At 72.9% G+C, this 22,893-nt stretch carries 20 protein-coding genes and 1 tRNA gene; 12 read left to right on the plus strand and 9 right to left on the minus strand.

The window, feature by feature from the left end; genetic code table 11:
- Positions 1 to 95 precede the first annotated feature (95 nt).
- On the plus strand, positions 96 to 1,199 hold the full coding sequence (locus ABD993_RS00925; RefSeq protein ID WP_345411707.1) for a LacI family DNA-binding transcriptional regulator: 1,104 nt from the start codon (positions 96 to 98) through the stop codon (positions 1,197 to 1,199).
- On the opposite strand, the gene otsB is transcribed toward ABD993_RS00925, so the two are convergent.
- Genes otsB through ABD993_RS00940 form a run of 3 tightly spaced genes read right to left on the minus strand, consistent with a single transcriptional unit; the run spans position 1,165 to position 4,786 of the window.
- The gene (gene otsB / locus ABD993_RS00930) at positions 1,165 to 1,920 is read right to left on the minus strand and encodes a trehalose-phosphatase (RefSeq protein WP_345411709.1); all 756 of its coding nucleotides are present in this window, start codon (positions 1,918 to 1,920) and stop codon (positions 1,165 to 1,167) included. The genes ABD993_RS00925 and otsB overlap by 35 nt on opposite strands.
- Positions 1,917 to 3,329 carry an alpha,alpha-trehalose-phosphate synthase (UDP-forming) gene (locus tag ABD993_RS00935; protein ID WP_345411711.1) on the minus strand — a complete coding sequence of 471 codons (1,413 nt, stop codon included), beginning with the start codon at positions 3,327 to 3,329 and terminating at the stop codon, positions 1,917 to 1,919. The genes otsB and ABD993_RS00935 overlap by 4 nt, the downstream gene beginning before the upstream one ends.
- A 29-nt stretch (positions 3,330 to 3,358) precedes the next feature.
- Positions 3,359 to 4,786, minus strand: coding sequence for a threonine/serine exporter family protein (locus ABD993_RS00940; RefSeq protein WP_345411714.1), 1,428 nt, complete (start codon positions 4,784 to 4,786; stop codon positions 3,359 to 3,361).
- Between the two features lie 208 nt (positions 4,787 to 4,994).
- On the opposite strand from ABD993_RS00940, the gene ABD993_RS00945 reads away from it, so the two are divergent.
- From ABD993_RS00945 to ABD993_RS00955, 3 genes are all read left to right on the plus strand, one after another.
- Positions 4,995 to 6,698 carry a hypothetical protein gene (locus ABD993_RS00945; RefSeq protein ID WP_345411716.1) on the plus strand — a complete coding sequence of 568 codons (1,704 nt, stop codon included), beginning with the start codon at positions 4,995 to 4,997 and terminating at the stop codon, positions 6,696 to 6,698.
- A 57-nt stretch (positions 6,699 to 6,755) separates the two neighbouring features.
- A tRNA-Thr gene (locus tag ABD993_RS00950) sits at positions 6,756 to 6,830 on the plus strand.
- Positions 6,831 to 7,107: 277 nt separating this feature from the next.
- Positions 7,108 to 8,094 carry a hypothetical protein gene (locus ABD993_RS00955; protein ID WP_345411718.1) on the plus strand — a complete coding sequence of 329 codons (987 nt, stop codon included), beginning with the start codon at positions 7,108 to 7,110 and terminating at the stop codon, positions 8,092 to 8,094.
- 5 nt (positions 8,095 to 8,099) lie between these two features.
- Here the strand turns inward: ABD993_RS00955 and ABD993_RS00960 are convergent, their stop codons facing one another.
- Positions 8,100 to 8,978: a hypothetical protein gene (locus ABD993_RS00960; protein ID WP_345411720.1), complete on the minus strand. Its 879-nt coding sequence runs from the start codon at positions 8,976 to 8,978 to the stop codon at positions 8,100 to 8,102.
- Between the two features lie 117 nt (positions 8,979 to 9,095).
- Between ABD993_RS00960 and ABD993_RS00965 the strand changes: the two genes are divergently transcribed.
- Both ABD993_RS00965 and ABD993_RS00970 read left to right on the plus strand, forming a co-directional pair.
- Entirely contained in the window at positions 9,096 to 10,133 is a 1,038-nt protein-coding gene (locus tag ABD993_RS00965; RefSeq protein ID WP_345411722.1) for a YfjI family protein, read from the plus strand.
- Positions 10,075 to 10,494: a hypothetical protein gene (locus ABD993_RS00970; protein WP_345411724.1), complete on the plus strand. Its 420-nt coding sequence runs from the start codon at positions 10,075 to 10,077 to the stop codon at positions 10,492 to 10,494. The genes ABD993_RS00965 and ABD993_RS00970 overlap by 59 nt, the downstream gene beginning before the upstream one ends.
- A gap of 383 nt (positions 10,495 to 10,877) precedes the next feature.
- Here the strand turns inward: ABD993_RS00970 and ABD993_RS00975 are convergent, their stop codons facing one another.
- Together ABD993_RS00975 and ABD993_RS00980 are read right to left on the minus strand one after the other, a co-directional pair.
- On the minus strand, positions 10,878 to 12,041 hold the full coding sequence (locus ABD993_RS00975; RefSeq protein WP_345411726.1) for an acyl-CoA dehydrogenase family protein: 1,164 nt from the start codon (positions 12,039 to 12,041) through the stop codon (positions 10,878 to 10,880).
- A gap of 34 nt (positions 12,042 to 12,075) precedes the next feature.
- Positions 12,076 to 13,554, minus strand: a complete 1,479-nt coding sequence (locus ABD993_RS00980) for an aldehyde dehydrogenase family protein (protein WP_345411728.1) — start codon at positions 13,552 to 13,554, stop codon at positions 12,076 to 12,078.
- Between the two features lie 131 nt (positions 13,555 to 13,685).
- On the opposite strand from ABD993_RS00980, the gene ABD993_RS00985 reads away from it, so the two are divergent.
- The 6 genes from ABD993_RS00985 (at position 13,686) to ABD993_RS01010 (ending at position 19,369) form a co-directional block, all read left to right on the plus strand.
- Positions 13,686 to 14,792 carry a zinc-binding dehydrogenase gene (locus ABD993_RS00985; protein WP_345411730.1) on the plus strand — a complete coding sequence of 369 codons (1,107 nt, stop codon included), beginning with the start codon at positions 13,686 to 13,688 and terminating at the stop codon, positions 14,790 to 14,792.
- A 43-nt stretch (positions 14,793 to 14,835) separates the two neighbouring features.
- The gene (locus ABD993_RS00990; protein ID WP_345411732.1) at positions 14,836 to 15,642 is read left to right on the plus strand and encodes a FadR/GntR family transcriptional regulator; all 807 of its coding nucleotides are present in this window, start codon (positions 14,836 to 14,838) and stop codon (positions 15,640 to 15,642) included.
- Between the two features lie 134 nt (positions 15,643 to 15,776).
- Positions 15,777 to 16,097 carry a hypothetical protein gene (locus ABD993_RS00995; RefSeq protein WP_345411733.1) on the plus strand — a complete coding sequence of 107 codons (321 nt, stop codon included), beginning with the start codon at positions 15,777 to 15,779 and terminating at the stop codon, positions 16,095 to 16,097.
- A complete protein-coding gene (locus ABD993_RS01000) occupies positions 16,070 to 17,047 on the plus strand; it encodes an alpha/beta hydrolase (RefSeq protein WP_345411734.1) in 978 nt (325 codons plus the stop codon). The genes ABD993_RS00995 and ABD993_RS01000 overlap by 28 nt, the downstream gene beginning before the upstream one ends.
- A 78-nt stretch (positions 17,048 to 17,125) precedes the next feature.
- A complete protein-coding gene (locus tag ABD993_RS01005) occupies positions 17,126 to 17,764 on the plus strand; it encodes a TetR/AcrR family transcriptional regulator (protein ID WP_345411736.1) in 639 nt (212 codons plus the stop codon).
- 111 nt (positions 17,765 to 17,875) lie between these two features.
- Entirely contained in the window at positions 17,876 to 19,369 is a 1,494-nt protein-coding gene (locus ABD993_RS01010) for a class I adenylate-forming enzyme family protein (RefSeq protein ID WP_345411738.1), read from the plus strand.
- Positions 19,370 to 19,412: 43 nt separating this feature from the next.
- Here ABD993_RS01010 and ABD993_RS01015 read toward each other — a convergent pair whose 3' ends face one another.
- The 3 genes from ABD993_RS01015 to ABD993_RS01025 all read right to left on the minus strand — a co-directional run.
- Entirely contained in the window at positions 19,413 to 20,882 is a 1,470-nt protein-coding gene (locus tag ABD993_RS01015; RefSeq protein ID WP_345411740.1) for an aldehyde dehydrogenase, read from the minus strand.
- A gap of 13 nt (positions 20,883 to 20,895) precedes the next feature.
- A complete protein-coding gene (locus tag ABD993_RS01020; protein WP_345411742.1) occupies positions 20,896 to 22,020 on the minus strand; it encodes an NDMA-dependent alcohol dehydrogenase in 1,125 nt (374 codons plus the stop codon).
- 69 nt (positions 22,021 to 22,089) lie between these two features.
- On the minus strand, positions 22,090 to 22,893 hold an 804-nt coding region (locus ABD993_RS01025; RefSeq protein WP_345411744.1), incomplete at its 5' end, for a helix-turn-helix domain-containing protein.

Raw genomic sequence — 22,893 nt, forward strand, 5'->3', positions numbered from 1 at the left:
TCAGGCTGTGCGCATGGTTTTATTGAAAACCGTTGTCAGTTCACTCTAGCGGGTGGGGTACCCGCCGCCCACCACGGACGGCTACCTTTCTGTGAATGAGCGGTCCACCCCACGTCAGACGGCCCGCGACGCTGGCGTCGCTCGCCGCGGAGCTGGGCGTGTCCCGCACCACCGTGTCGAACGCCTACAACCGCCCGGACCAGCTCTCGGCGCCGCTGCGGGAGAAGGTGCTGGAGGCTGCGCGCCGGCTCGGCTACCCGGGCCCGGACCCGGTCGCCCGCTCGCTGCGCACCCGTCGCGCGGGCGCCGTCGGCCTGCTGCTCACCGAGGCGCTGTCGTACGCCTTCCGCGACCCGGTGGCCACCGGCTTCCTCGAGGGCCTGGCGCTGGCCTGCGAGCGGGCCGGGCAGGGCCTGCTGCTCGTCCCGGTGAGCTCCGAGCACGCGGACGTCGCCGCCGTCCACCAGGCGGGGGTGGACGGGTTCGTCGTCTACTCCGTCAGCGAGGACGACCCGCACTTCCGCGCCGTGCTGGAGCGCCCGGTGCCGACCGTGGTGTGCGACCAGCCCGTCGGCGTCGAGGGAGTGGACCGGGTGAGCGTGGACGACCGCCAGGGCATGCGCGCCCTCGGTGAGCACCTCGTCGGCCTGGGACACCGCCGCATCGGGGTGGTCTGCATGCGGCTCGGCACGGTCCGCCACGACGGGCCCGCGCCGATCGGGCGCCAGGAGGAGTCCACCTATCCGGTGCAGCGCGAGCGGATCGGCGGGTTGCGGGACGCGTTCACCGCCGTCGGCGTGGACTGGTCGCAGGTGCCCGTCGTCGAGCGGTACGAGCACAGCCCGGAGGCCGGGGCGTCCGCCGCCGCGGAGCTGCTCGCCACCCACCCCGAGGTCACGGCGATCGTCTGCACCTCGGACGTGCTGGCGATCGGCGCCCTGCAGCACGCCGCCGAAGCGGACATCGACGTCCCCGGCAGGCTGACCGTCACCGGGTTCGACGGCGTGCCGGAGGCGGACCGCCTCGGCCTGACGACCGTGCGGCAACCCGTGCGCCGCAAGGGTCAGGTCGCGGGCGAGCTGCTGCTGGACCGCGGCGAGCGGAACACCCCGAAGCAGGTCGTGCTGCCCACGGAGCTCGTCATCGCCGCGACCAGCGGACCGGCTAAGCGCCGCGAGGAGTTCTTCTCAGGCTGGTGAGCTCGGTGAGCACGCCGGCCAGCTCCCGAGGGTCGGCGACGCGGTGGGTCGCGGCGGTCTCCCCGTCCCCGACCTTGATCCCGATGTCCCCGGGGCGCAGGCTCCGGAACACGGTCTCGTCCGTCGTGTCGTCCCCGGCGAAGAGCACCGCCTCGACGCCCAGCTTCTCGCGCAGCGCCTCCACGGCGGTGCCCTTGGTGGCCTGCAGCACGGCGAGGTCGATCACGGCCTTGCCCTCGATCGCGTCGACGCCCGCCCACGTGCACGGGCCGCTGCGGACGGCGTCCAGCACGCGCGCACCCACCTCGGGCTCGGCATTGCGCACGTGCACCGCCACACCGGCCGGCTTGTCCTCCAGGGTCACCCCGACGGCCCCGTCCACCAGGTCGGCGAGCGCGTGGGTGAGCTTGTCCTTCAGCGTCTGCTGCTCGGCGGTGAGCAGGGCGTCGTCCTCGTCCGCGAGGCCGGGGCCGAACTCACCGCCGTGGCTGCCGACCAACCCGACAGGCGGCCCGAGGCCGGACACGGTCGCGAGGTCGGCGAGGCCGCGCCCGGAGACCAGCACGACGGTGGTGTCCGGGGCCTCCGCCAGCGCCCGGACGGCCGCCGCGGACTCGGGCAGGGGCCGGGCGTCGGAGGGCACCGGCACGATCGGCGAGAGCACGCCGTCGAAGTCCAGGGCGATCAGCAGCGGGCCCGTCAACGCGCTGAGGTCGATCACGTGTCCAGCCCCAGCGCGGTGAGGAAGGAGCGGGCCCAGCGGTCGACGTCGTGGCTCAGGACCTGCTTGCGCAGCGTGCGCATCCGCTTGCGGCTCTCCTGCGGCTCCATGGTCAACGCCTGGTAGAGCGTCTCCTTGACCCCGTCGGTGTCGTGCGGGTTGACCAGCAGCGCGCTGGTCAGCTCGGCCGCGGCGCCCGCGAACTCGCTGAGCACGAGCACGCCGCCGAGATCGTGGCGGCAGGCGACGTACTCCTTGGCCACGAGGTTCATGCCGTCCCGCAGCGGGGTCACGAGCATGACGTCCGCGGCGAGGAAGAACGCGGCCAGCTCGTCTCGCGGCAGGGACTGGTGCAGGTAGTGCACCGCCGGGTGCCCGACGTGCGCGTACTCGCCGTTCATCCGCCCGACGGCGAGCTCGATGTCGTCCCGCATCTTCTGGTAATGCTCGACGCGCTCGCGGCTCGGCGTGGCCAGCTGGATCATCACCGCGTCCTCGACGGAGACCCGGTCCTCCTCGAGCAGCTCGTGGAAGGCGCGCAGCCGGACGTCGATGCCCTTGGTGTAGTCCAGCCGGTCCACCCCGAGGATGATCTTCTTCGGGTTGCCGAGGTCCTCGCGGATCTGCGCCGCGCGCTTCTTCACCGCGTCGGTCCGGGCCAGCTCGTCGAGGTGCTTGGAGTCGATCGAGATCGGGAAGGCGCCCAGCTTGATGGTCCGCCTGCCGACGGTGACCTCGTTGACCTTGTTGCGCACCGTGCCCGCGCCCGCCAGCCGGGTGGCGAGCCAGCGGAAGTTCCGCACGCCGCCCGCGGTGTGGAAACCGATGACGTCCGCACCGAGCAGTCCCTCGACGATCCGGCTCCGCCAGGGGAGCTGCATGAACAGCTCGGTGGGTGGGAACGGGATGTGCAGGAAGAAGCCGATCTTGAGGTCCGGCCGCAGCTCGCGCAGCATCCCGGGCATCAGCTGCAGCTGGTAGTCCTGGATCCAGACCGTGGCGCCCTCGGCGGCGACCTTCGCGGTGTAGTCGGCGAAGCGCTGGTTGACCGTGACGTAGGCCTGCCACCAGTGCCGGTGGAACGCGGGCGGTGCCACGACGTCGTGGTAGAGCGGCCAGAGGGTGCCGTTGGAGAAGCCCTCGTAGTAATCCTCCACCTCGGTGGCGGACAGGTTCACCGGGTGGAGCTGCAGGCCGTCCTCGACCAGCGGGTCCACGTCGACGTCCGGGACGCCGGGCCAGCCGATCCAGGCGCCGTCGCGCGCGCGGAGCATGGGCTCCAACGCGGTGACCAGACCGCCGGGGCTGCGCTTCCAGCGTTGGCTGCCGTCCGGCAGCTTCTCGAGGTCGACCGGGAGCCGGTTCGCGACGACCAGGAACTCCGGCGGGGGTAGCTTCTTGCGGGCCACGTGGTCCTCCTGTCGTACTGCGCGGAACCCTACTGACCACCGGGGATGTTCGCGGGTTCTGAATCGTCCGCGGTGACGTCCGCGGCCCGCCGCCGCGGCCGCCCGAGGAACTCCCCGAACGTCACTCCCGCGGCCAGGGCCAGCCCCGTCGCCAGGGCCAGCGTGACCGTGACCAGGCCTTCGGACAAGCCCTCGACCGCGAGCTGGTAGAAGCCGCGGTACGCCGTGTACCCGGGAAGCAGCGGGGTGATGCCGGCGAGCGTGACGACGAGACTCGGCACCTGCGCCGTCCGGCGCAGCAGACCCGCCCCCGCCCCGACGACGACTGCCGCGACCCCCGTTGCCGCCACCGGCCCGAAGCCGGTGAACTCGTTGAGCGCGCTGAACACGCCCCAGCCGAGCGCCCCCGCCCCGGCCGCGACCGCCAGCGACCGCAGCGGCGCGTACCCGGCGAGGGCGTACCCGGCCGCGGCGACCGCGCCGAGCAGCAGCGACAGGCTGAACCGCCCGACGCTGACCGACACCGATCCGGCGACGTCCAGCGCGATCCCCACCGCGAACCCGAACTTCAGGCCGAGCACCACACCGGTCAGCAGGCCAGCGGACAGCAGCGCGACCTCCGCGACCCGACCCGCCGCCGTCACGTAGTAGCCGGAGATCGCGTCCTGCACCGTGCCGACCACCGACAGCCCGGACAGCAGCACCGTGATGCTCGCCGCGACCACGAGCGACGGCCGCGTGCCCGGCGGGAACAGTCCCGCCGCGAACAGCCCGATCGTCACCGTGGTGGCCAGCAGGCCGCCCATGACCTGCTGGAAGAAGGCAGGCAGCCCCCACCGGTTCAGCAGCCTGCCGATCCGGTCGATCGCGCCCGTCACCAGGAAGGCGGTGATCGCGGTGACGGGGCCGCCGCCGAGCAGCACGGCGATCGCGCCCGCGAGCAGGCCCCAGCCCGCCGTCGCCGCCCAGCGCGGGTAGGGGTGCCGGGACCCGATCGCGTCGTCCAGGGCCACCGCGGCGGCACGCAGGCTCAGTCGCCCGGACTCGAGCTCCTCGACCACCCGGTCGACGTTCGCGAGCCGGGTGAGGTCGAGTGTCTTGTACTTGACCAGCCGCATCGACGTGACCGGTGCGGCCGCGTTGCCGCGGTGGCAGCAGATGGTGATGGAGGTGAACGTGATGTCGACGTCCACCGCGGGGAGCCCGCACGCGTCGGCCAGCCGCAACATCAGGTCGGTCACCACGGCCACGCTCTCGCCGCTGGAGAGCTGCACCTCCCCGACCCGCATACAGAGGTCGAGGACCTCCTGGACCCGCGAGTCGTCCGGCACCTGCGGGCCCACCATGAGCATCGGCAGGGTCGGCGGACCGGCGGCGAGCAGCCGCCTGGCGTCGCGCTTCAGCGTCGCGCGGAGCCGGTTCGCCAGGCGCTCGGCGGGGTTCAGCTCGTCGACCACGGGCGCCAGGCTGCCATCCGGTGCGAGCGGCGGCGCCGGCACCCTTCTCGTGCGACGGTCGCCGACTGGTGGAACCTCCGTTGTCCTCACGCCGGGTCCGGGCCACGGGGAGGGCCATTTCACCTCGTGGTCACGCCCGTCCAGAAATCGGTGACGTGCGCGCGGTGGAGTGGGTCCACTCGCGCCGAGTCGTCCACCGAGGGAACCCATGTCCGAATCCGCTCCCCCCGAGAAGCCGCGGGGCGGGCGTCGTGCCCGCCTCGCGGTGGTCGGCCTGCTCGCCGGCGCCGCCGTCGTGGCCTCCGTCGTCACGGCCGTGACCACGCCCGCCGCGCTGGGCGAGCCGTCCGTCACGTTCACCGTCGCCGACGGGTTCGACTCCGGCCTCGAGGTGCTCGGTCGCCGGTCGCTGGCCGTCGCGGTCCTGCCGTCGGTGCCCGGCGTCCCCGAGGGGGACCTGCTCAACCTCGGCGAGGACGCGGGCGCGGGCCCCGTCGACGCGCTGAACCTCGACCACACCGTCGCGGCCGTCCGGGCCGTCGGCGCCGCCGTGCCCGAGGCGGGTCCCGCCGCCGTCCGTGCCGAGTCGCTGCTGGGCCAGCTGTCGACCGAGATGGCGACCGTCCCGGTCGACGCGCCGGTGGACCTGCGGTCGCGGCCGGTCGGCGCCGAGCTGATGGACGCGCTGGACACGCTGCGCGGGTACGCGACGAGTGGGGCGGGGGTTTCGGTGACCTTCACCGCCGACCCGGCGGGCCCGGCACGCGACCTGGTCAGCACCGTGGCGCCGGAGGGTTTCTCCCCGGTCGAGGTGACCGGCCCGTTCACCGGCACCAGGACCACTCGGCTCACCCGGCCCGGCCTCTACGTCTTCGCCGACCGGACCGAGCCGGACGCGCTGGGTGCCGTCCTCGTCGACGATCCGCTGACCGTGGGCCTCGACCTCGGACAGCGACTGCAGGTCGTCGACAAGGGCCGCAGCTCCGTGGTGTCCTCCGACGACGAGCGGGTCTGGCGGACGGTGGTGGCCCTGTTCGGCGGGGCCGACGCCCCCCGGATGCCCGCCGCACCCGTCCTGGAGTACGACTCGGCGGGCACCCCCGTGCTCGTCCCCGACCTCGACGCCTTCCGCAACCGAGCACTCCGGCCCGTCGGCGACGACGCCGGGTCACCCGCCGACGAGCGCGGGCCGGCCGCCCGGACCACCTCGGACGACCGGGCGGTGCGCGCCTTCGGCACCCCCACCGCCCCGGTGACCGGTGGCCTGGGCCCCGCCCCGGCGTTCCTGGGCGGAATCGGTCCCGCCCCGGCGGGCGTCGGTGGCCGGACCTCGTCCCTCGCCGCGGACGCCGGAACGCAGGCGGGCAGGTCGGCGGGCCCGGCCGACACCGCGGGCGCGGCGCAACCCGCCCCCGGCCCGGCGCGGACCTCCACCGGAGGAACCCCGCCGCCCGCCGGTGTCGGACCCACCCCCGACTCGGCCCGAGCCGGTACCGGTGCGGCGGGCCCGACGTCCGACTCGGCCGGCACGTCCGCGAGTGCGGCGGGCCCGACGTCCGACTCGGCCGGCACGTCCGCGAGTGCGGCGGGCCCGACACCCGACTCGGCCGGCACCTCCACGGGTGCCGCAGGCCCGACGCCCGACTCCGCCCGGATCGCCGCCGCGGGCCCCCCGCCGCCCGCCGGCACGGCTGACCCGGCCACGGGAACCCAGCCGCCGACCGGGGCCCTCGCCGAGACGTCCCAGCCCTCGGCGGCGGCGAGGACCGCCCCGGGAACGACCACCGCCCCGGACACCGCGGCCCCCGCCGCCACCTCGGGCAGCTACCTCGCCCGGGTCCTCGGCGACGCGGGCATCCTGGGCCGACTCATCCTGGCCGCGGCCTCGGCCCTCGACGGATCGGCCAGGTGACCCCCACCCCACCCCCGCGCTCTACGATGAGCACCGCCCCGTCCGGTGACGGGGCACGCCGGTGTAGCTCAGTGGTAGAGCAACCGCCTTGTAAGCGGTAGGTCGTCGGTTCGATCCCGACCTCCGGCTCCACATCTGACCTGCGGATTCTCTTTGGCGTCGCAAGGCACGACCCACAGCGTGACATCATTCGTGACGCGAGTCGTGGTTTGTTCCTCGTCATGACGCGAGCGAGCACCAGCAAGCGACGGACGCGCGGGGGCGTCGACACCCTGCCCAGTGGGGCCATTCGCGTGCGCGTCTACGCGGGCGTCGACCCTCAGCCCGACCCCGCTGATACTGCTGGGTCTGCTGGTCGCCGCGGTGATTGCGTTGGCTCGTCGGGCCCGTCGCTGTCGAGGGCGACAGCGTGCTGCAAGGCCGCCTCCCGACCGTCTCCGACACCTCGACCCGCGCGGCCGCGGCGACGGCGAGGCCGGGCAGCCAGATCGCCTACAGCCGGATCACCGAGCGGGACCGCTGTCGGACCTGGGCCGAGTGGGCACCTCGCGTTGACGACGTCGAGTGGCAGGCATACCTCGACAACCTGGCCGAGGCCGCCGACGCGCGAGCCCGACAGCTGGGCCTGGACGCGGCCGAGGAACCACCTCGGTGGGCGCTCGACGCCTTCGGTGAGCCGCCCGAGGAGATGACGGCCCGTCGGGAGTGGGCGACCGAGGTGGGAGCCGTCGCGGCGTACCGGGAGATGCGCGAGCACACAGGTGACGCCGACGCCCACGGCCCGGCACTCGCGCCCGGCCAGGTGGAGGCGTTCGTCGCCTACCGCGCGGCCTGGCGTTCCCTCGGTCGGCCCGAGATCGACCGCGAAGAGATCGAGATGTCCGACGAGCAGCTGCGCGTCCGGATCCGAGCAACTGAGCGGGAGGCGGTGTGGGCGCCTCGCTACGTGGCGAACGAGCTGACCGGGACCCACCAGGCCGCCGACGCCCAGCGCCGCACCGCGGCCCTGCGCGCAGCAGAAGCCGAGACCGACACCGCCCCGGAGCCGGCCGTCACCGCCGAGGAATGGCTTGACGTCCACCGCGAGGACCAGACCGAGGACGAGCGACACCGCGAGATCACCGAGGAGTACGAGCTCGACGCCTCGTCGCACGAACGACACGAGCCGACTCCCGACATCCGCGACCAGAACCGGGACCTCGACCACGGCGAGGACGCCGTGCGCGTCCCGAGCGCGGACGAGACCGCGGCCGCGGTGACCCGCGCGCAGCAGGCCCTGGCCGAGATCGAGGCCCGCGAGATCTACGACGCCCAGTATCCGGCCGAGGAGTTCCCGCCACCCGACCACACCGCCGAGCTCGACACCACCGACGACTACGCCTTGGAGCGCGAATGACCAGGTCAGTGATCGGCAAGCACTGAGGCAGTGCCGACGCCGCGCCACGCCCAGCGAAGCGTCGCGCACACCGCGGCCAGGTAGCCCGGCTGACGCGCCAGCCACTCCGGCGGCGCGGGCCGCGCGGCCAGGGTCTCCGCCGCGAGGTACTCGGCCTCGATGAGCTCGTCCTGCGCGGTCCGCGAGGTACTCGTGATCGGCGCCGACGCCGGCCGACGTCGCCCACCGGGACCCTCGATGGTCGCCACCGCCAGCCAGCGGCAGGTGATCGCTACGGCGCCCGCGGCGTAGTCGGTGACGCCGTTCGCACCCTGCTCCTGGGAACGAATCTCAGCGGCTGCCCAAAGCGCGCCGAAGTCCCGCCGGGGCACGGCTATGTTGTGGCGGCCGGGTCGGTGGTCCGCGGTCGCCGCTACCGCGCGTCCGAGGCTCGGGTGGCGCCGCTGCTCTTGTGGCTGACCAGGCTGCTCGCCGAGGAGCACGACGAGCCAGCCCCGCGCGGGACGGGATTCGCGCCGCTGCTCGACGTCGTCGGCCGCCGATCCTCCTACACCGCTGCCGCCCTGCGCGGCGAGGTCGACCGAGTCCTCGCCGCTCGGCCGGGCCACCGCAACCAGACGCTCAACGCGGCAGCGTTCGCCCTCGGCCAGCTCGTCGGCGGAGGACTCCTGCCCGAAGGCTTGGCCACCGCAGCCCTCGCCGAAGCGTCCGCAGCGGTCGGACTCCCCGCAGCGGAGGCGCACCGCACGGATCCGCTCCGGCCTGACCGCGGGGACGCGCTGCCCCCGCCGCGCACCCTCGGAAGGACGGCCGTGACCAGGCGCCGCACCGCCAAGGACATCCTCAACGGCCTCGACGCCGACCGCCGCCTCGCTATCCTCCACAACGACGACCAGACCACCGCCCAGGGCTGGGACGCCGACCCGACCCCGCTCACCCCGCGCCGCCTGGTCCCACCGTTCCCGGTGGATGCCCTGCCGACGTGGGTGGCGGACATGGTCATGGCGGTCGCCGAGTTCACCCAGACCCCACTCGACCTGCCCGGCTGCCTCGCCCTCGCCGCTCTGTCCACCGCGGCAGGCGGCCGGGCAGAGATCGAGATCCGCCCCGGTTGGCGGGAGCCCTTGAACCTCTACACCGTGGTCGCGATGCCTCCGGACTCGCGCAAGAGCGCAGTGTTCGCAGCGATGACCGCGCCGCTGCTGGAAGCCGAGCGCCAGCTCATCGACCAGGCGCGCCCGCGGATCGTCGAGGCCGAGCTCGCGCGGAAGATGGCGGCGAAGGAGGCCGAGCGCCGGACGATCGAGGCCACGAACGTCCGCGACCCCGACGCCCGCGTCGAGGCGCTCAACGCGGCGGCCGAATACACCCTCGAAGCGGAGAAGCCCGTCCCCGCGCTGCCTTGCCTGATCGCCGACGACGTCACCACCGAAGCCGCCGCATCCCTGCTCGCTGAGCAGCGCGGTCGTCTGGCGGTGCTGTCGGCGGAAGGTGGGATCTTCTCCACCTTCGCAGGGCGCTACAGCAGCGGCGTGCCCAACCTCGAGGCGTTCTTGAAGGGTCACGCGGGCGACCTGCTCCGCGTCGACCGCAAGGGCCGCCCTGCCGAACACGTCGAGGCGCCCGCCCTCACTCTCGGCCTGGCCCTGCAGCCGGAGGTACTGCAGGACATCGCCCGCATGCCCGGCTTCCGCGGCCGCGGCCTGCTCGCCCGGATCCTCTACTCGCTGCCGGAGAACACCGTCGGCCGCCGCCAGGTCGGTGCTCCAGCTGTTCCGGCTCCGATCGACAAGACCTACACCAGCCGCCTGACCAGGCTCGTGATGCTTCTCGCCGACCGCGACGAGCCCCAGCGCCTGCGACTGAGCCGCGAAGCCGACCGCGAAGTCCTCGACCTCGAACGCCACCTCGAGCCGCGCCTTGCCCCGCACGCCGACCTCGCGCACATGACCGACTGGGCCTCGAAGCTCAACGGCGCCATTGCCCGCCTCGCTGGCCTGGCTGTTCCTTGCCGACGTCATCCCGACTGGCTGGGGTGAAACCATCCCGCCCAAGCACCTCGACGCCGCAGCGAGGCTGGGCCACTACTTTCTCGGCCACGCCCTGGCAGTCTTCGACCAGATGGCCGCAGAGCCCGAGAGAGACGACGCCCACCACGTCCTGGACTGGCGCCTCCGCACCGGTCGTAGCGAGTTCACCCGCCGCGAGGCCTTCTCCGCACTCTCCCGGCTGCGGTTCCGGAGGGTGGCCGACCTCGACCCGGCATTGCAGACCCTGACCGAGCACGGCTTCCTCCGCCAGCTCGAGCCGCCGCCTGGCTCGCGAGCCGGCCGCCCGGCGTCGCCGCGGTGGGAGGTCCATCCCGCGTCCGCAGAATCTGCACAATCCGCGGAATTATGACCCGGCCAGCTGGGCGTTGACCCAGCCAGCCCGTCACCTACGTCCTGAGACAGGTAGCCTCAGCCAGCTCCGAGCCGGGGTTTTGCGAATTGGGCGGATTGTGCGGGACATAGTCAACTGGTGGGTGACCAAAAACGACGCTGTCAGCGTCCGGCGCGCTGTTGCATCTGGGGACTCAGGAAGCGCTTCGGGCTCGCGGCCGACAGCCGCAGGAGCGGCCGGCGTTCCGTGGACTTCTCGGGCTCCGTCTGGACGCCACGCCCATGCCGAGGAACGACACCATCTGCACGCTCTTGCGCCCGATCCGGCGACTCCTCGTTGAGTGCGCGGAACTGCGAAGGGACATGCGGCAGGAACGTGCAGCGGGACTTGCGGCAGACGGCTCAGTAGGACTTCGGCAGGCCCAGCACGTTCTGGGCCAGGAAGGCGAGGGCGAGCTCCTGGCTCACCGGGGCGATCTTCATCAGTCGGGCCTCGCGGAAGTACCGGTTGACGTGGTACTCGTCGGCGTAGCCCATGCCCCCGAAGGTCTGCAGGGCGCGGTCGGCGGCGAAGAACCCGGCGTCGGCGGCGAGGAACTTGGCGGTGTTGGCCTCGCGGGCGCACTTCTCCCCCCGGTCGTAGAGCCACGCGGCCTTGCGGCACACCAGCTCGGCCGCGTCGAGCCGGGCGTTGGCCTCGGCCAGCGGGAACGCGATGCCCTGGTTCTTCCCGATGGGCCTGCCGAACACCTCGCGCTCCTTCGCGTATCGCACCGCGGCAGCCACCGACGCCCGGCCGATGCCCAGCGCCTCGTGGGCGATCAGGATCCGCTCGGGGTTGAGGCCGTCGAGCAGCACGCGGAACCCGTCGCCCTCGGTGCCGATCAGCCGCTGGGCGGGCACCCGCACCCCGTCGAGGGAGACCTCGTAGGACGAGACGGCGTTGCGGCCCATCTTCGGGATCGCCCGGGTCCCGATGCCCGGGGTGTCCATGTCCACCAGGAAGATCGACAGCCCCTTCATCGGGGCGTCGGGGTCCCGCTCGGAGGTCCGCGCGGCGAGGATCATCACGTCGCTCTCGGCGGCCTTGGAGATCCACACCTTGCGGCCGTCGACGACGTAGTGGTCGCCGTCGCGGCGGGCGAAGGTACGCACGCGCGAGGTGTCGGTCCCGGCGTCGGGCTCGGTCACCCCGAAGCAGGCCTGCAGCTCACCGGTGGCGACCCGGGGCAGGATCTCCTGGCGCAGCGCGTCGCCGCCGTGCTTGGTCACCACGTTGATACCGAACACCGATAGGTGCAGCGGTGTGCAGCCGTTCATCGCCGCGCCGGACGCGGCGATCGTCTCGAGCAGGATGCTGCCCGCGGCGATGCCGAGCCCGCCGCCGCCGTACTCGGTGGGGATGCTGACGCCGAGCCAGCCCGCCTCGGCGAACGCTTCGTAGAACTCGGTGGGGAACAGGTGCTCCCGGTCGTGGCGGGTCCAGTACTCGTCGTCGAACTTCGCGGCGAGGTCCGCGACGGCGGACTGGATGTCGCGATGGTCGTCGGACAGGGAGAAGTCCATGCTGCTGCGCTCCGGTCGGCTCGGTGAGGGCGGCTCAGTACAGGGGGAGGGGCTTGCCGCGTAGGTTGAACACGACGCTCTTGGAGTACTGGTAGTCCCGCATCGTCTCCAGCGCGTTGTCGCGGCCGAAGCCGCTGGCGTCCACCCCGCCGAAGGCCGATCCCGCGGGCAGGCTGCCGAAGTCGTTGACCCACACGGTCCCGCTGCGCAGCGACCGGACCAGCCGCATGATGGTGTTCAGGTCGCTGCCCCACACGCCGGCGCCCAGGGCGAAGCCGGTCGAGGCGGCGATGTCGAGCAGCTCCGACTCGTCCGACCAGCGGGCCACGGCGAGCAGTGGGCCGAAGACCTCGTGCCGGGCGAGCTCGGCGTCGGTGGGGACCTCGATCGCCGCCAGGGCGCCGAAGAAGCCACCGCCCTCGCGGAGCGCGGCGGACGGCTCCACGGCCACGATCGCCCGCCCGCCCGCCTCGAGCGCGCGCTTGCGGAACCCGTCGACGCGCTCCGCGTGGGCCGCCGAGATCAGCGGGCCCATGTCCGTGTTCTCGTCGAGCGCCGGGCCGAAGCGCAACGTGCCCAGCCGTTCGGTCAGCTTCGCGAGGAACGGCTCGGCCACGTCCTCGTGGAGCAGCAGCCGCGAACCCGCCACGCACATCTGCCCCTGGTTGGGGACGATCGAGGTGACGGCCCCGCCCACGGCGGCGTCGAGGTCCGCGTCGGGCAGCACGATGGTCGGGCTCTTGCCCCCGAGCTCCAGGGTCACCGGGGTGATCGTGTCCGCGGCGGCGGCCATGACCTGCTTGCCCACCGCCCCGCTACCGGTGAACGAGATCCGGGCGATGTCGGGGTGGCTGGTCAGCGCCTGCCCGGCCTCGGCCCCACCGGTCACGATGTTGACCACGCCGGGCGGGAGCAGGTCGGCGATCAGCCGGACCGTCTCCAGAGCCGCGACCGACGCCTGCTCGGACGGCTTGACCACGACGGTGCAGCCCGCGGCCAACGCGGGCGCGAGCTTCCAGCCCAGCATCAGCACGCTGCCGTTCCACGGGATGATCTGCGCGACCGGGCCGAGCGGCTCGCGGATCTCCAGGTTCAGCGCGGCGCGGGCGGGGGCGGTCAGGTCGTTGCGCTGGGTGCGCGCCGCCGCGGCGAAGTAGCGGAAGCTCTCCACCGCGACCGGGAGGTCCCAGGTGCGGGACTGGCGGATCGGCTTGCCCGCGTCGAGCGACTCGACGGCCGCGAGGTGCGCGGCGTGCTCGGCGATCCGGTCGGCGATCGCCTCCAGGGTCGCCGCGCGCTTGCCCCAGGGGGAGGTCCCCCAGCGGCCGAAGGCCTTCGCGGCGGCGGCGACGGCCGCCCCCACGTCCGCCGCCGACGCGTCGGCGATGGTCGAGAAGGTCTGCCCGGTCGACGGGTCGACTGCGGGGAGGACCCGGTCGCTCCCGGGCGTCCACGTCCCGTCGATGAACAGTCCGTAGCGGTCCTGGAGGTCGGGTCTGGTCGAGTCGGTCACGGGGGGCGTGTCCTCCTTCGCGCCCACCGCGCGGCGGGGGCGGGTCGTGCAGGTGAGCGGCATGCTGTCTGGACGATAAATATCGTAAGACTTACACTCGTTGTCAACAGTCCTCGCATCGAAGGAGACCCATGAGCGAGACCGGTCGCGCCGTCCTCTTCCACGGAGACCGCCGCCTCGAGGTGGCGGAGCTCCCGGTCCTGCCCCCGCACCCGGACGGGCTCACCGTGCGCATCACGCGGGCGAACGTCTGCGGGTCGGACGTGCACGCCTGGCTGGGCCACTTCGACATGACCCGGATGGGCGCGACCCTGCCGACCGTCCTCGGCCACGAGGCCACCGGGACCGTCGCCGCCCTGGGGGACAACGTCTCCACCGACGCGCTGGGCCGCCCGCTCGCCGTCGGGGACCGCGTGGTGTTCGCCTACTACCAGCCCTGCGGGCAGTGCCGGTCCTGCGTGCGCGGGCGCCCCAATGCCTGCGTCAAGCAGAAGATGGCGATGTTCGGGTCCGCCGCGGAGCCGCCGCACTTCGTCGGGGTGTTCGGCGACTACTTCAGCCTCGGCCCACGCGCCACCCTGCTCAAGGCGCCCGACTCGGTGCCCGACGCCGTGCTGGCCGGGGCCAACTGCGCGCTCGCACAGGTGATCAGCGGGTTCGACGAGGTGCCCGTCGAGCAGGGCGACGCCGTGGTGATCCAGGGCGCGGGCGGGCTGGGGCTCTACGCCACCGCGGTCGCCCGGGACCGGGGCGCGGGCGCGGTGATCGTCGTCGACGCCAACCCGGACCGCCTCGAGCTGGCCCGCGGGTTCGGCGCGACGGACGTCGTGGACATGAGCGAGCTTCCCGAGGCGCGCGACCGGGCCCGGGTCGTGCGGAAGCTGACCGGCGGCTGGGGTGCGGACGTGGTGGTGGAGGTCGCGGGCACGCCGCACGCCGTCCCGGAGGGCCTGACGATGGTCGGGCCGCACGGCAAGTACCTGATCATGGGCGCTGTCGGGTCGACCGAGGCCGTGCCGATCGCGCCGTCGCGGATCATCCTGGGCAACCTGACCGTGCGCGGAGTCGGCTTCTACCGGCCCGCCTCGCTGGTCAGGGCCGTCGACTTCCTGACCCGCACCGTCGAAAGACTGCCCTACGACGCGTTGGCGGGCGAGGCGCTGCCGCTGGAAGAGCTGGGAGACGCGCTGGAGGCGGCGCGCTCCCAGAGCGTCGCCCGGCCCGCGATCGTGATCTGATGGGCCGAGCCGCGCCCGGGTGCAGAGAAGGGGGGACGGGCCGATGGCGAAGACGACGTCGCGCGAGTCGCGGGACGCGGTCGGGCCGGATCCCGTCGCCGACTTCCTGCGCGCCCCGCGGCCGGGCAGGCGCCGCGGCGAGAAGCTCGCCGTGCTGGTGGCCTCCGACCTCGCCGACGAGATCGTCGAGGCGGGCCTGCGGCCGGGGGACCCGCTGCCGAACGAGGCGCGGATGCTGGAGCGCCTCGACGTCTCGCGGGCCACGCTGCGCGAGGCGCTGCGGGTCCTGGAGACCCAGGGTGTGATCGTCGTGAAGACCGGGCGGGGCGGCGGGCCCTTCGTGGCGGAGCCCCAGTCGAGGGCCCTGGCGGACCTGCTCACGATCAACTTCCGGGTGCTCGGGGTGACCTTCGAGGAGATCCTGGTGACCCGGGACACCATCGAGCCCGCCCTGGCGGCGCAGGCGGCCGCCAACCGGACCGAGGCCGACCTCGCCCACCTGAGGTCGCTCGTCGAGCGGATGGAGGAGGCCCGCGGCGCGCGGGATTACTCGGCGCTCAACCGGGACTTCCACACCACGGTCGCCACGGCGAGTCGCAACCGACCGCTGGCGGTCATGTGGTCGGCGATCGGCGAGGTCGCCGACGGGCAGGTCGTGGGCACGAGCTGGGGCGAGGACCTGCGCGCGGCGGGCAACCGGGCGCACCGGCGGCTGATCGACGCGCTGGCGGCGGGTGACCCCGACCGCGCGCAGCGGGTGATGTCCGCCCACGTCACCGCGTTCCACCACGCCATGGGTCGCGACCACGCCGCCGCCCTGCGCGCCCCGATCCGCGCCCCCGGCGGCTGAGCGGGCCCGGTGTCGAAGGGCGGCGGTGTTCCCGTCGCGCGGAAGGTCCACGCGATCAGGTGGTGTCGTCCGAGCATCTCGTCGTGCAGCACGTCGTTGGGGAGAACGACTGTTCACTAACGAGAGGTTGTCTCATGAGGAGAACCGTCCGCTGCGCCGCTGTCGCTGCAGCGGCGGTGCTCGGCCTCGTCGCCGCCGTCGGAGTGGCCGTCGCCGCCCCCGGGGAGGCCGACGCCACCTCGGCCGCCGCCCCGGCGTCCCGCGACTACGGGACGCCGACCGAGGCCGAGGGAAAGACCTGCCCCTTCACCGGGCAGATCCCCGTCTCGCTGCCCGTGGTCGCCTCGCCGGTCGGGTCCTCGGTGCCCGGCACGGCCGGGCTGAATCTGCCGGAACCCTCCGTCCCGTCGTCGATCTACGGCGAGCTGTGCATGACCACGGCTACGCCACGCTGAACATCGACCGGGTCGGGCACGGCCGCTCCGACCACCCGCTGAGCGCGCTGACCACGACGGCGGCCCAGGCCGAGACCATCCACCAGCTGATCGACAAGCTCAAGCAGGGCGGCATCGGGGACATCGCTTTCGACCACGTCACCACCGTCGGGCACTCCTACGGGTCGGTGATCGCCTGGTTCGAGTCGAGCCTCTACAACGACACCGACGCCGTGATCGCCACCGGCTACACCGACCGGGTCGGCGCGATCAACGCGGTGCCGCTGATCCTCACCGGTGGCCCCGCGGCCCTGGATCCGGTGACCTCCGCCGAACCGTGGGCGCTGGACCCGGGGTACCTGCAGGTGCGCCAGGGCAGCCGCACCATCCCGGCGCTCTACCACGAGGAGAACGCCGACCCGGCGGTGATCGAGAAGGACAACGAGCTCGCCAACACGGTGACTGTGCCCGAGCTCGCGACCTTCCCTGAGCCGGAGTACGACGGGATGCACAAGAACATCACCATCCCGACCTTCACGGTGAACGGTGAGTACGACTTCCTCGTCTGCGGCGCGAACCAGCAGGAGTGCGCCACCGAGGCTGGCCAGGACGCCTCGCCGGAGGAGCTCGAGGCCGCCTCCACCGGGCTGCGGGACTGGGAGGCGCCCGCGCACAACTCGGCAGCGTGCTTCCGCGCTGCGGCGATCCCGGACGCGGGGCACGACATCAACCTGCACCGCAACGCGCAACAGGCGTTCGCCCAGATCGCCTACTTCGCCGACGAGGCGTCGGGCGTGCACGGGGAGAACGTCGAGAGCTACCAGGCGGGCTGCCGGACGGCGGAGCCGGGTGTGAGCGACCTGCTCCCGGACACCACGCGGCTCGTGCCGCCGGTGCCGGTCGACGGCGTCGGTCCGCTCGGTGACCCGATGGGTGTCCCGATCGGCTGGCCCACTGCTCGGCAGGCATGACGCGTCGGCCACGTCCGCCCTCGGACGTGGCCGACGTGTGTCATGGTGAGGTCTCGACAGGCGGGACGAGGAGGAGCGGTGGCGGAGACACGGGGGCCGCGGCGACGCGATCCGGCGCGTAAGACGCTCATCCTGAGCGCGGCGGCAGACCTGATCTCCCGCAACGGCTACCACGTCGTCGGGATGGCGGACATCGGCACGGCGGCGGGCATCGTCGGGTCGGGGATCTACCGGCACTTCCCGAGCAAGGGATCCATCCTGGCGGCCCTGCTCGAGCAGGTCATGGCGAAGCTGGGCGACGGTGCCTCGGGGATCGTCGAGGCGGCCCCGGACGACCGGGTCGCGGTGACCGAGCTCGTCCGCAACCACGTGCGGGTGGCCATCGGGGACCGCCGGATCCTGCAGGTCTACCACCGCGAGGCGCGCAACCTCCCCGAGGAGGACCTGCGCAGGCTGCGCCGCTCGCAGCGGCACTACATCGAGGAGTGGGTCGCGGTCGTCGCGCCGCTGCGCCCGGACCTGCCCGACGCCGAGGTGCGGGTGCTCGTGCACGCCGCCATCGGCAGTGCCCAGAGCATCCTCTTCTACAACTCCGGGCTGCCCGTCGAGCGGCTCACCGAGCTCCTGTGCGGCGCCGCGCACGCCTGCCTCGGCGTGGAGCCCGCCGACGCGCAGGCGCCTGCGGCCCTTCTGCAGGACCTCTCCGAGGGCGCCTGACGTACGGACGGTGGCGCCCCCGCTGGGCGGCCCGGTAGGTTCCTTAGTGAACCAGTGATCACCCCATGGCGGCGTGAGCGTCGAACGTCGTCGGGTTCGGAGGGACCGCCGATGAACATCGCCACGCTCCTACGCCGCAGTGCGGCCACCCACGCGACCGACGTCGCGCTCCGCTTGGACGACGTCGAGCTCGACTACGCCGGGTACGCCGAACGCGGGGCCCGCTTCGCGGCGTACCTGCGCGACACCGGGGTCGCGCCGGGAGAGCGGGTGGGGTTCTTCCTGCCCAACTGCCTCGAGTACCTGGTCGGCCTGCTCGGGACCTGGCAGGCGGGCGCCGTCGGTGTTCCGCTCAACCACATGTTCCCCGACGCGCCGCTGCGCCATGCCGTGCTCGACTCGGGGGTGCGGGTGCTCGTCGCGCTCCCCGCGGACCACGACCGGGTGTCGGCCCTGCTCGGCGACGAGGGCCCGGAGCTGCTCACGACCACCGGGTTCGTCGCCGCGCTGGCGGCGCACGAGCCCGCGGTCGACGTCGTGCCCCGGCTGGACCACGAGGACGCCTGCATCATGTACACCTCGGGCTCCACCGGGGTGCCGAAGGGCGTGCGGCAGACCCACCGCAACCTCGTCGCGGAGGCGGAGGGCGCGATCGGGCGCTACGAGCTCACCGGCGCCGACCACGTCCTGAACTGCATGCCGCTCTTCCACGTCGGTGGGCTGCAGCTGGCGAGCCTGCCGTTGTTGCTGCTCGGCGGACAGATCACGTTCATGCCGCGCTGGGACGTCGTGCGCTGGCTGGAGCTGGCCCGAGAGCTGCGTCCGACCTTCGGTGGGCTGATCTCGACGATGATGATCGACGTCGGCAACCGGACGGCGGCGGCGCCGGTGGTGCTGGACTCGTTCCGGGTCTGCATGTTCGGCGGCTCCCGCACTCCCACCGCCGCGATCGACCGGCTCGAGGCGGGCACGGGGATCAAGGGCGTGGAGATCTACGGCCAGACCGAGCAGAACGGGCTCGTCGTGACCTACGGCCCGGGGGACGCGCGGCGCCCGGACTCGATGGGCACCCCGCTGGACCAGATCGTCCGGACCCGGCTGGTGCCGGTCGACGGTGGTCCGGACCTGCGACCGGGGGACGAGGGCGTCGGCGAGCTGTGGGTGCGGGGGGACGCGGTGACCCCCGGGTACTGGAACATCGACGTGCCCGAGAAGTGGGCCGAGGGCGGCTGGTTCCGCACCGGCGACCTCATGTCGCAGGATGCCGACGGCTACCTCTACTACGTCGACCGGATCGACGACATGATCGTCTCGGGCGGGGAGAACGTGTTCCCGCAGATGGTGGAGGAGCATCTCGCGAACCATCCCGACCTCGCCGAGGTGGCGGTGATCGGGACGGCCCACGAGCGCTGGGTGGAGCAGGTGACCGCCGTGGTGGTGCCCAACAAGGAGGGCGTCACCGTGGAGGGGATCGCCGCCTGGTGCGCGGCGAACCCGGACCTGAAGGGCATGCACAACCCCAAGCGGATCGAGATCGTGGACGCCCTGCCGCGGACGGGCAGCGGCAAGCTGAACCGCCCCGACCTGCGGAAGCTCTATCCGTGAGGACCGGGGGCGGAGCGTGTGGTCGCCCCGCCCCCTGCGGGGCTCAGGGCAGGAACGCGGCGCTGGCGTAGATGGACTTGTACTCGAGGTAGTTCGACAGGGCCTCGGGGCCGAGCTCGCGCCCGATCCCGGAGGCCTTCATCCCGCCGAACGGCGACCCGAGGTCCAGCTGGTAGTAGTTCACGCCGATCGTGCCCGTGCGCACTCGCCGGGCGATGTCGACGCCGCGCTGCTCGTCCGCGGTCCACACCGAGCCGCCGAGCCCGTACTCGGAGTCGTTCGCGAGCCGGACGGCCTCGTCGTCGCCGTCGTACGGGGTGACGGTGAGGACGGGGCCGAACACCTCCTCGCGGGCGATCCGGTCGGTGTTGGCCACGTCCGCGAACACCGTCGGCTCGACGAACCAGCCGCGGTCCTCCGACGCCGGACGCCCACCGCCCGCGACCAGCCGCGCGCCGTCCTGCCGGGCGACGTCGATGTACCCGAGGACGCGCTCGAGGTGCGTCTGCGAGGCCATCGGGCCGATCTCGACGGTCGGGTCGAGCGGGTTGCCCACCCGCAGGGCGCGGGTGTGCTCGGCCAGCGCCTCGACCACCTCCTCGTAGCGCGAGCGCGGGGCGAGGATGCGGGCCTGGGTGGTGCAGGTCTGGCTGTTGTTCATGTACGAGGCGCCTGCGAGACCGGCGACGAAGACGTCGAGGTCGGCGTCCTCCAGCACGATCGACGCGGACTTGCCGCCGAGCTCGAGGGTCGCCCGCTTGATCTGGCGGCCGCACTCGGCGCCGATGATCCGCCCCGCCGCCGTCGAGCCGGTGAACGCGATCTTGTCGACGCCCGGGTGCGCGACGAGCGCCGAGCCCGCCTCCCGCCCGGCCAGGACGATGTTCAGCACGCCCGGCGGGAGGCCCGCCTCGAGCGCCGCGTCCGCGAAGACGTAGGAGTCCAGCGCGGTCTCCGGCGAGGGCTTGAGCACGATGGTGCAGCCCGCCGCCAGCGCCGGGGCGATCTTCATCATCGCCAGGGTCTGCGGGTAGTTCCAGGGTGTGATCGCGCCGACCACGCCCACCGGCTCGCGGCGCACGAGCGTGGCCCCGGCCTGGCTCTGCCGGACCTCCTCCAGCGCGGTCTGCTGGACCATGGCGGCGTACATCTGCAACAAACCCGCCGGGGCGGCGCCGTTGAACGCCGTCGACAGGGCGATCGGCATGCCGTTCTCGCGGGTCACCAGGGTGCTGGTGGCCTCGCCGCGGGCGGCGAGGGCGTCGGCGAAGCGGATCATCACCTCGGCCCGCTCGTCGGCGGTGGTGCGGCCCCACGGACCCTCGTCGAGGGCGCGGCGGGCCGCGCCGACGGCGGCGTCGATGTCCGCGGCGGTGCCCAGGGCCGCCGTGCCGAGGGGCTCCTCGGTCGCGGCGTCGAGGGCCTGGTGGCTCTCGGAGCCGGTGGGGTCCACCCAGCCGCCGTCGATGAAGAAGCGGGTGCGGTCCAGCTCGGTGCGCGTCGGTGCGCTCATGGGGTCTCCTGACCTAGCTGAAGCGGATGACGCCGCGGATGTTCTTGCCGTCGTGCATGTCCTGGTAGCCCTGCGCGACCTCGTCGAGGGTGTAGGTCTTCGTGACCAGCTCGTCGAGCTTGAGCACGCCCGCCCGGTAGAGGTCGAGCTGGCGCTGGATGTCCCAGTTGGGGTTCGAGGCGCCGAACAGCGAGCCCTGCAGCCGCTTCTGGAACAGGGTGACGTCCGCGAGCGACACCGGGATCGGCGTCGGGTCCGCGATGTTGCCCAGAGCGGTGATCACGACGGTGCCCGCCTTGCGGATGGACGCCATGGCCTGGCCGGCGTGCTCGGGCTTGATGACCCCGACCGTGACGATGGTCTGGTCGGCGCCCTGGCCGTTGGTGAGCTCCTTAGCGAGCTCGGTCGCCTCCTCCATGGTGGCGACGGCGTGGGTGGCGCCCAGCTCCTGCGCCTTCTCCCGCTTGAACGCGACCGGGTCCACGGCGATGACGCTGGTGGCGCCCGCGTGGGCGGCACCCTGCACGGCGTTGATCCCGATGCCGCCGACGCCCATCACGATCGTGGTGTGCCCCGGCTGCACGCCGCCCGAGTTGACCGCCGAGCCCCAGCCGGTGCCCACGCCGCAGCCCACGAGGCACGCGACCTCGAGCGGGATGTCGTCCGCGATCTTCACCGCGGAGTCGGCGGAGACGCAGGTGGTCTCGACGAAGGTCGAGATGCCCGCCATCTGCCCGACGGGCGTGCCGTCGGTGGTGTGCAGGCGGAAGCTGGTCGGGTCGGTCCACCGCGGCCCGGCGAGGATGCCTGCGCCCAGGTCGCAGAGGTTCTGCTGGCCGCTCGCGCACCACCGGCAGTGCCCACAGGCGGGCAGGAAGGAGAAGACGACGTGGTCGCCCTCCTTGATGCCCTTCGAGTTGCGGCCGGCCTTGGTGACGACGCCCGCGCCCTCGTGCCCGCCCGCGAACGGGTACATGCCGACCGGGATGTCGCCGGTGGCGATGTGGTCGTCCGAGTGGCACATGCCCGACGCCACGAGCTCGACCTGCAGCTCCTCGTCGCGGGGGTCGTCGACCTCGAGGTCCACGACCTCGAACTTGCCCGGCGCCTGCCGGATGATCGCACCACGGGTCTGCATTCTCACGCTCTCCTTCGAACGACTTCTCAGACTGGGCAGAGAGTCGCAGAGCTCAGCGCGGGCTCGTGTTCAAGAATTGGACACGTACTGCTGTTCGGAGATGGCGAGGGCGCGCAGCCGGTTGTAGAGGGTGGTCCGGCTGATCCCGAGGCGGGCGGCGGCGAGGGACTTGTTGCCCTCGGCCGACTGCAGGGCGCCCACGATGGCGACCCGTTCGGCGTGCTCCCGACCGGCGAGCACGCGACCGCCGGGCCGGTATCGCGGCGGCAGGGCCGGGAGGTCCACCGGCCCCACGACGTGGTCGGCGGAGAGCTCCTGGACCAGCACGGCCAGCTCGACGAGGTTGCCCGGCCACGGGTGCTCGCTGAGCGCGGCCAGCGCCCGAGCAGTGAGGACGAGCGGCCGTTCGGCGCCCTGGGCGGTGCTCAGGGCCGCGACGAGGGCGGGCAACTCGTGGAGCCGTTCGCGCAGCGGTGTGGTCTCCAGGCGCTCCGAGCAGCGGGCGACCAGGGCGGCGACATGCGGCGGGAGGTCCGCCGTCGGGCTGGTGACCAGCCAGATCCGGGCGGCCGCACGGTCGTCGAGACTGCGGCCGACGAGCGTGCAGAGCCGCTCGCCGAGCAGGTGCGCGTCGTCGACCACGACGACCCGCTCCGGATCCGCCGCCAGCTCGGCGAACTGCTCCGCCCAGTCCCGCTCGGAGCCGGCGATCGTGGCGGCGGCGTCGAGGGTGACCGTCGGGGCGTCGCCCGCGGCCTCGGCGACCCACCGGCTGCGCCCGGACCCGGGCTCGCCGGAGACCACCAGGCGGGGCCGGACAGTGTGGCGCGGTCGGCTGCGGTGCGAGACGGTCTCGGCGGCGGCGACCCGGCG

The sequence above is a fragment of the Pseudonocardia xishanensis genome (assembly GCF_039541715.1).
GTDB lineage: Bacteria > Actinomycetota > Actinomycetes > Mycobacteriales > Pseudonocardiaceae > Pseudonocardia > Pseudonocardia xishanensis.

Bases quoted from the DNA above. Each gene is read 5' to 3' on its own strand.
- ABD993_RS00985 (WP_345411730.1), top strand. From the start codon at position 13,686: ATGAGCGAGACCGGTCGCGCCGTCCTCTTCCACGGAGACCGCCGCCTC.
- ABD993_RS01020 (WP_345411742.1), bottom strand. From the start codon at position 22,020: ATGCAGACCCGTGGTGCGATCATCCGGCAGGCGCCGGGCAAGTTCGAG.
- ABD993_RS00945 (WP_345411716.1), top strand. From the start codon at position 4,995: ATGTCCGAATCCGCTCCCCCCGAGAAGCCGCGGGGCGGGCGTCGTGCC.
- ABD993_RS00975 (WP_345411726.1), bottom strand. From the start codon at position 12,041: ATGGACTTCTCCCTGTCCGACGACCATCGCGACATCCAGTCCGCCGTC.
- ABD993_RS00990 (WP_345411732.1), top strand. From the start codon at position 14,836: ATGGCGAAGACGACGTCGCGCGAGTCGCGGGACGCGGTCGGGCCGGAT.
- ABD993_RS00965 (WP_345411722.1), top strand. From the start codon at position 9,096: ATGGCGGTCGCCGAGTTCACCCAGACCCCACTCGACCTGCCCGGCTGC.
- ABD993_RS01010 (WP_345411738.1), top strand. From the start codon at position 17,876: ATGAACATCGCCACGCTCCTACGCCGCAGTGCGGCCACCCACGCGACC.
- ABD993_RS00925 (WP_345411707.1), top strand. From the start codon at position 96: ATGAGCGGTCCACCCCACGTCAGACGGCCCGCGACGCTGGCGTCGCTC.
- ABD993_RS01015 (WP_345411740.1), bottom strand. From the start codon at position 20,882: ATGAGCGCACCGACGCGCACCGAGCTGGACCGCACCCGCTTCTTCATC.
- ABD993_RS00995 (WP_345411733.1), top strand. From the start codon at position 15,777: ATGAGGAGAACCGTCCGCTGCGCCGCTGTCGCTGCAGCGGCGGTGCTC.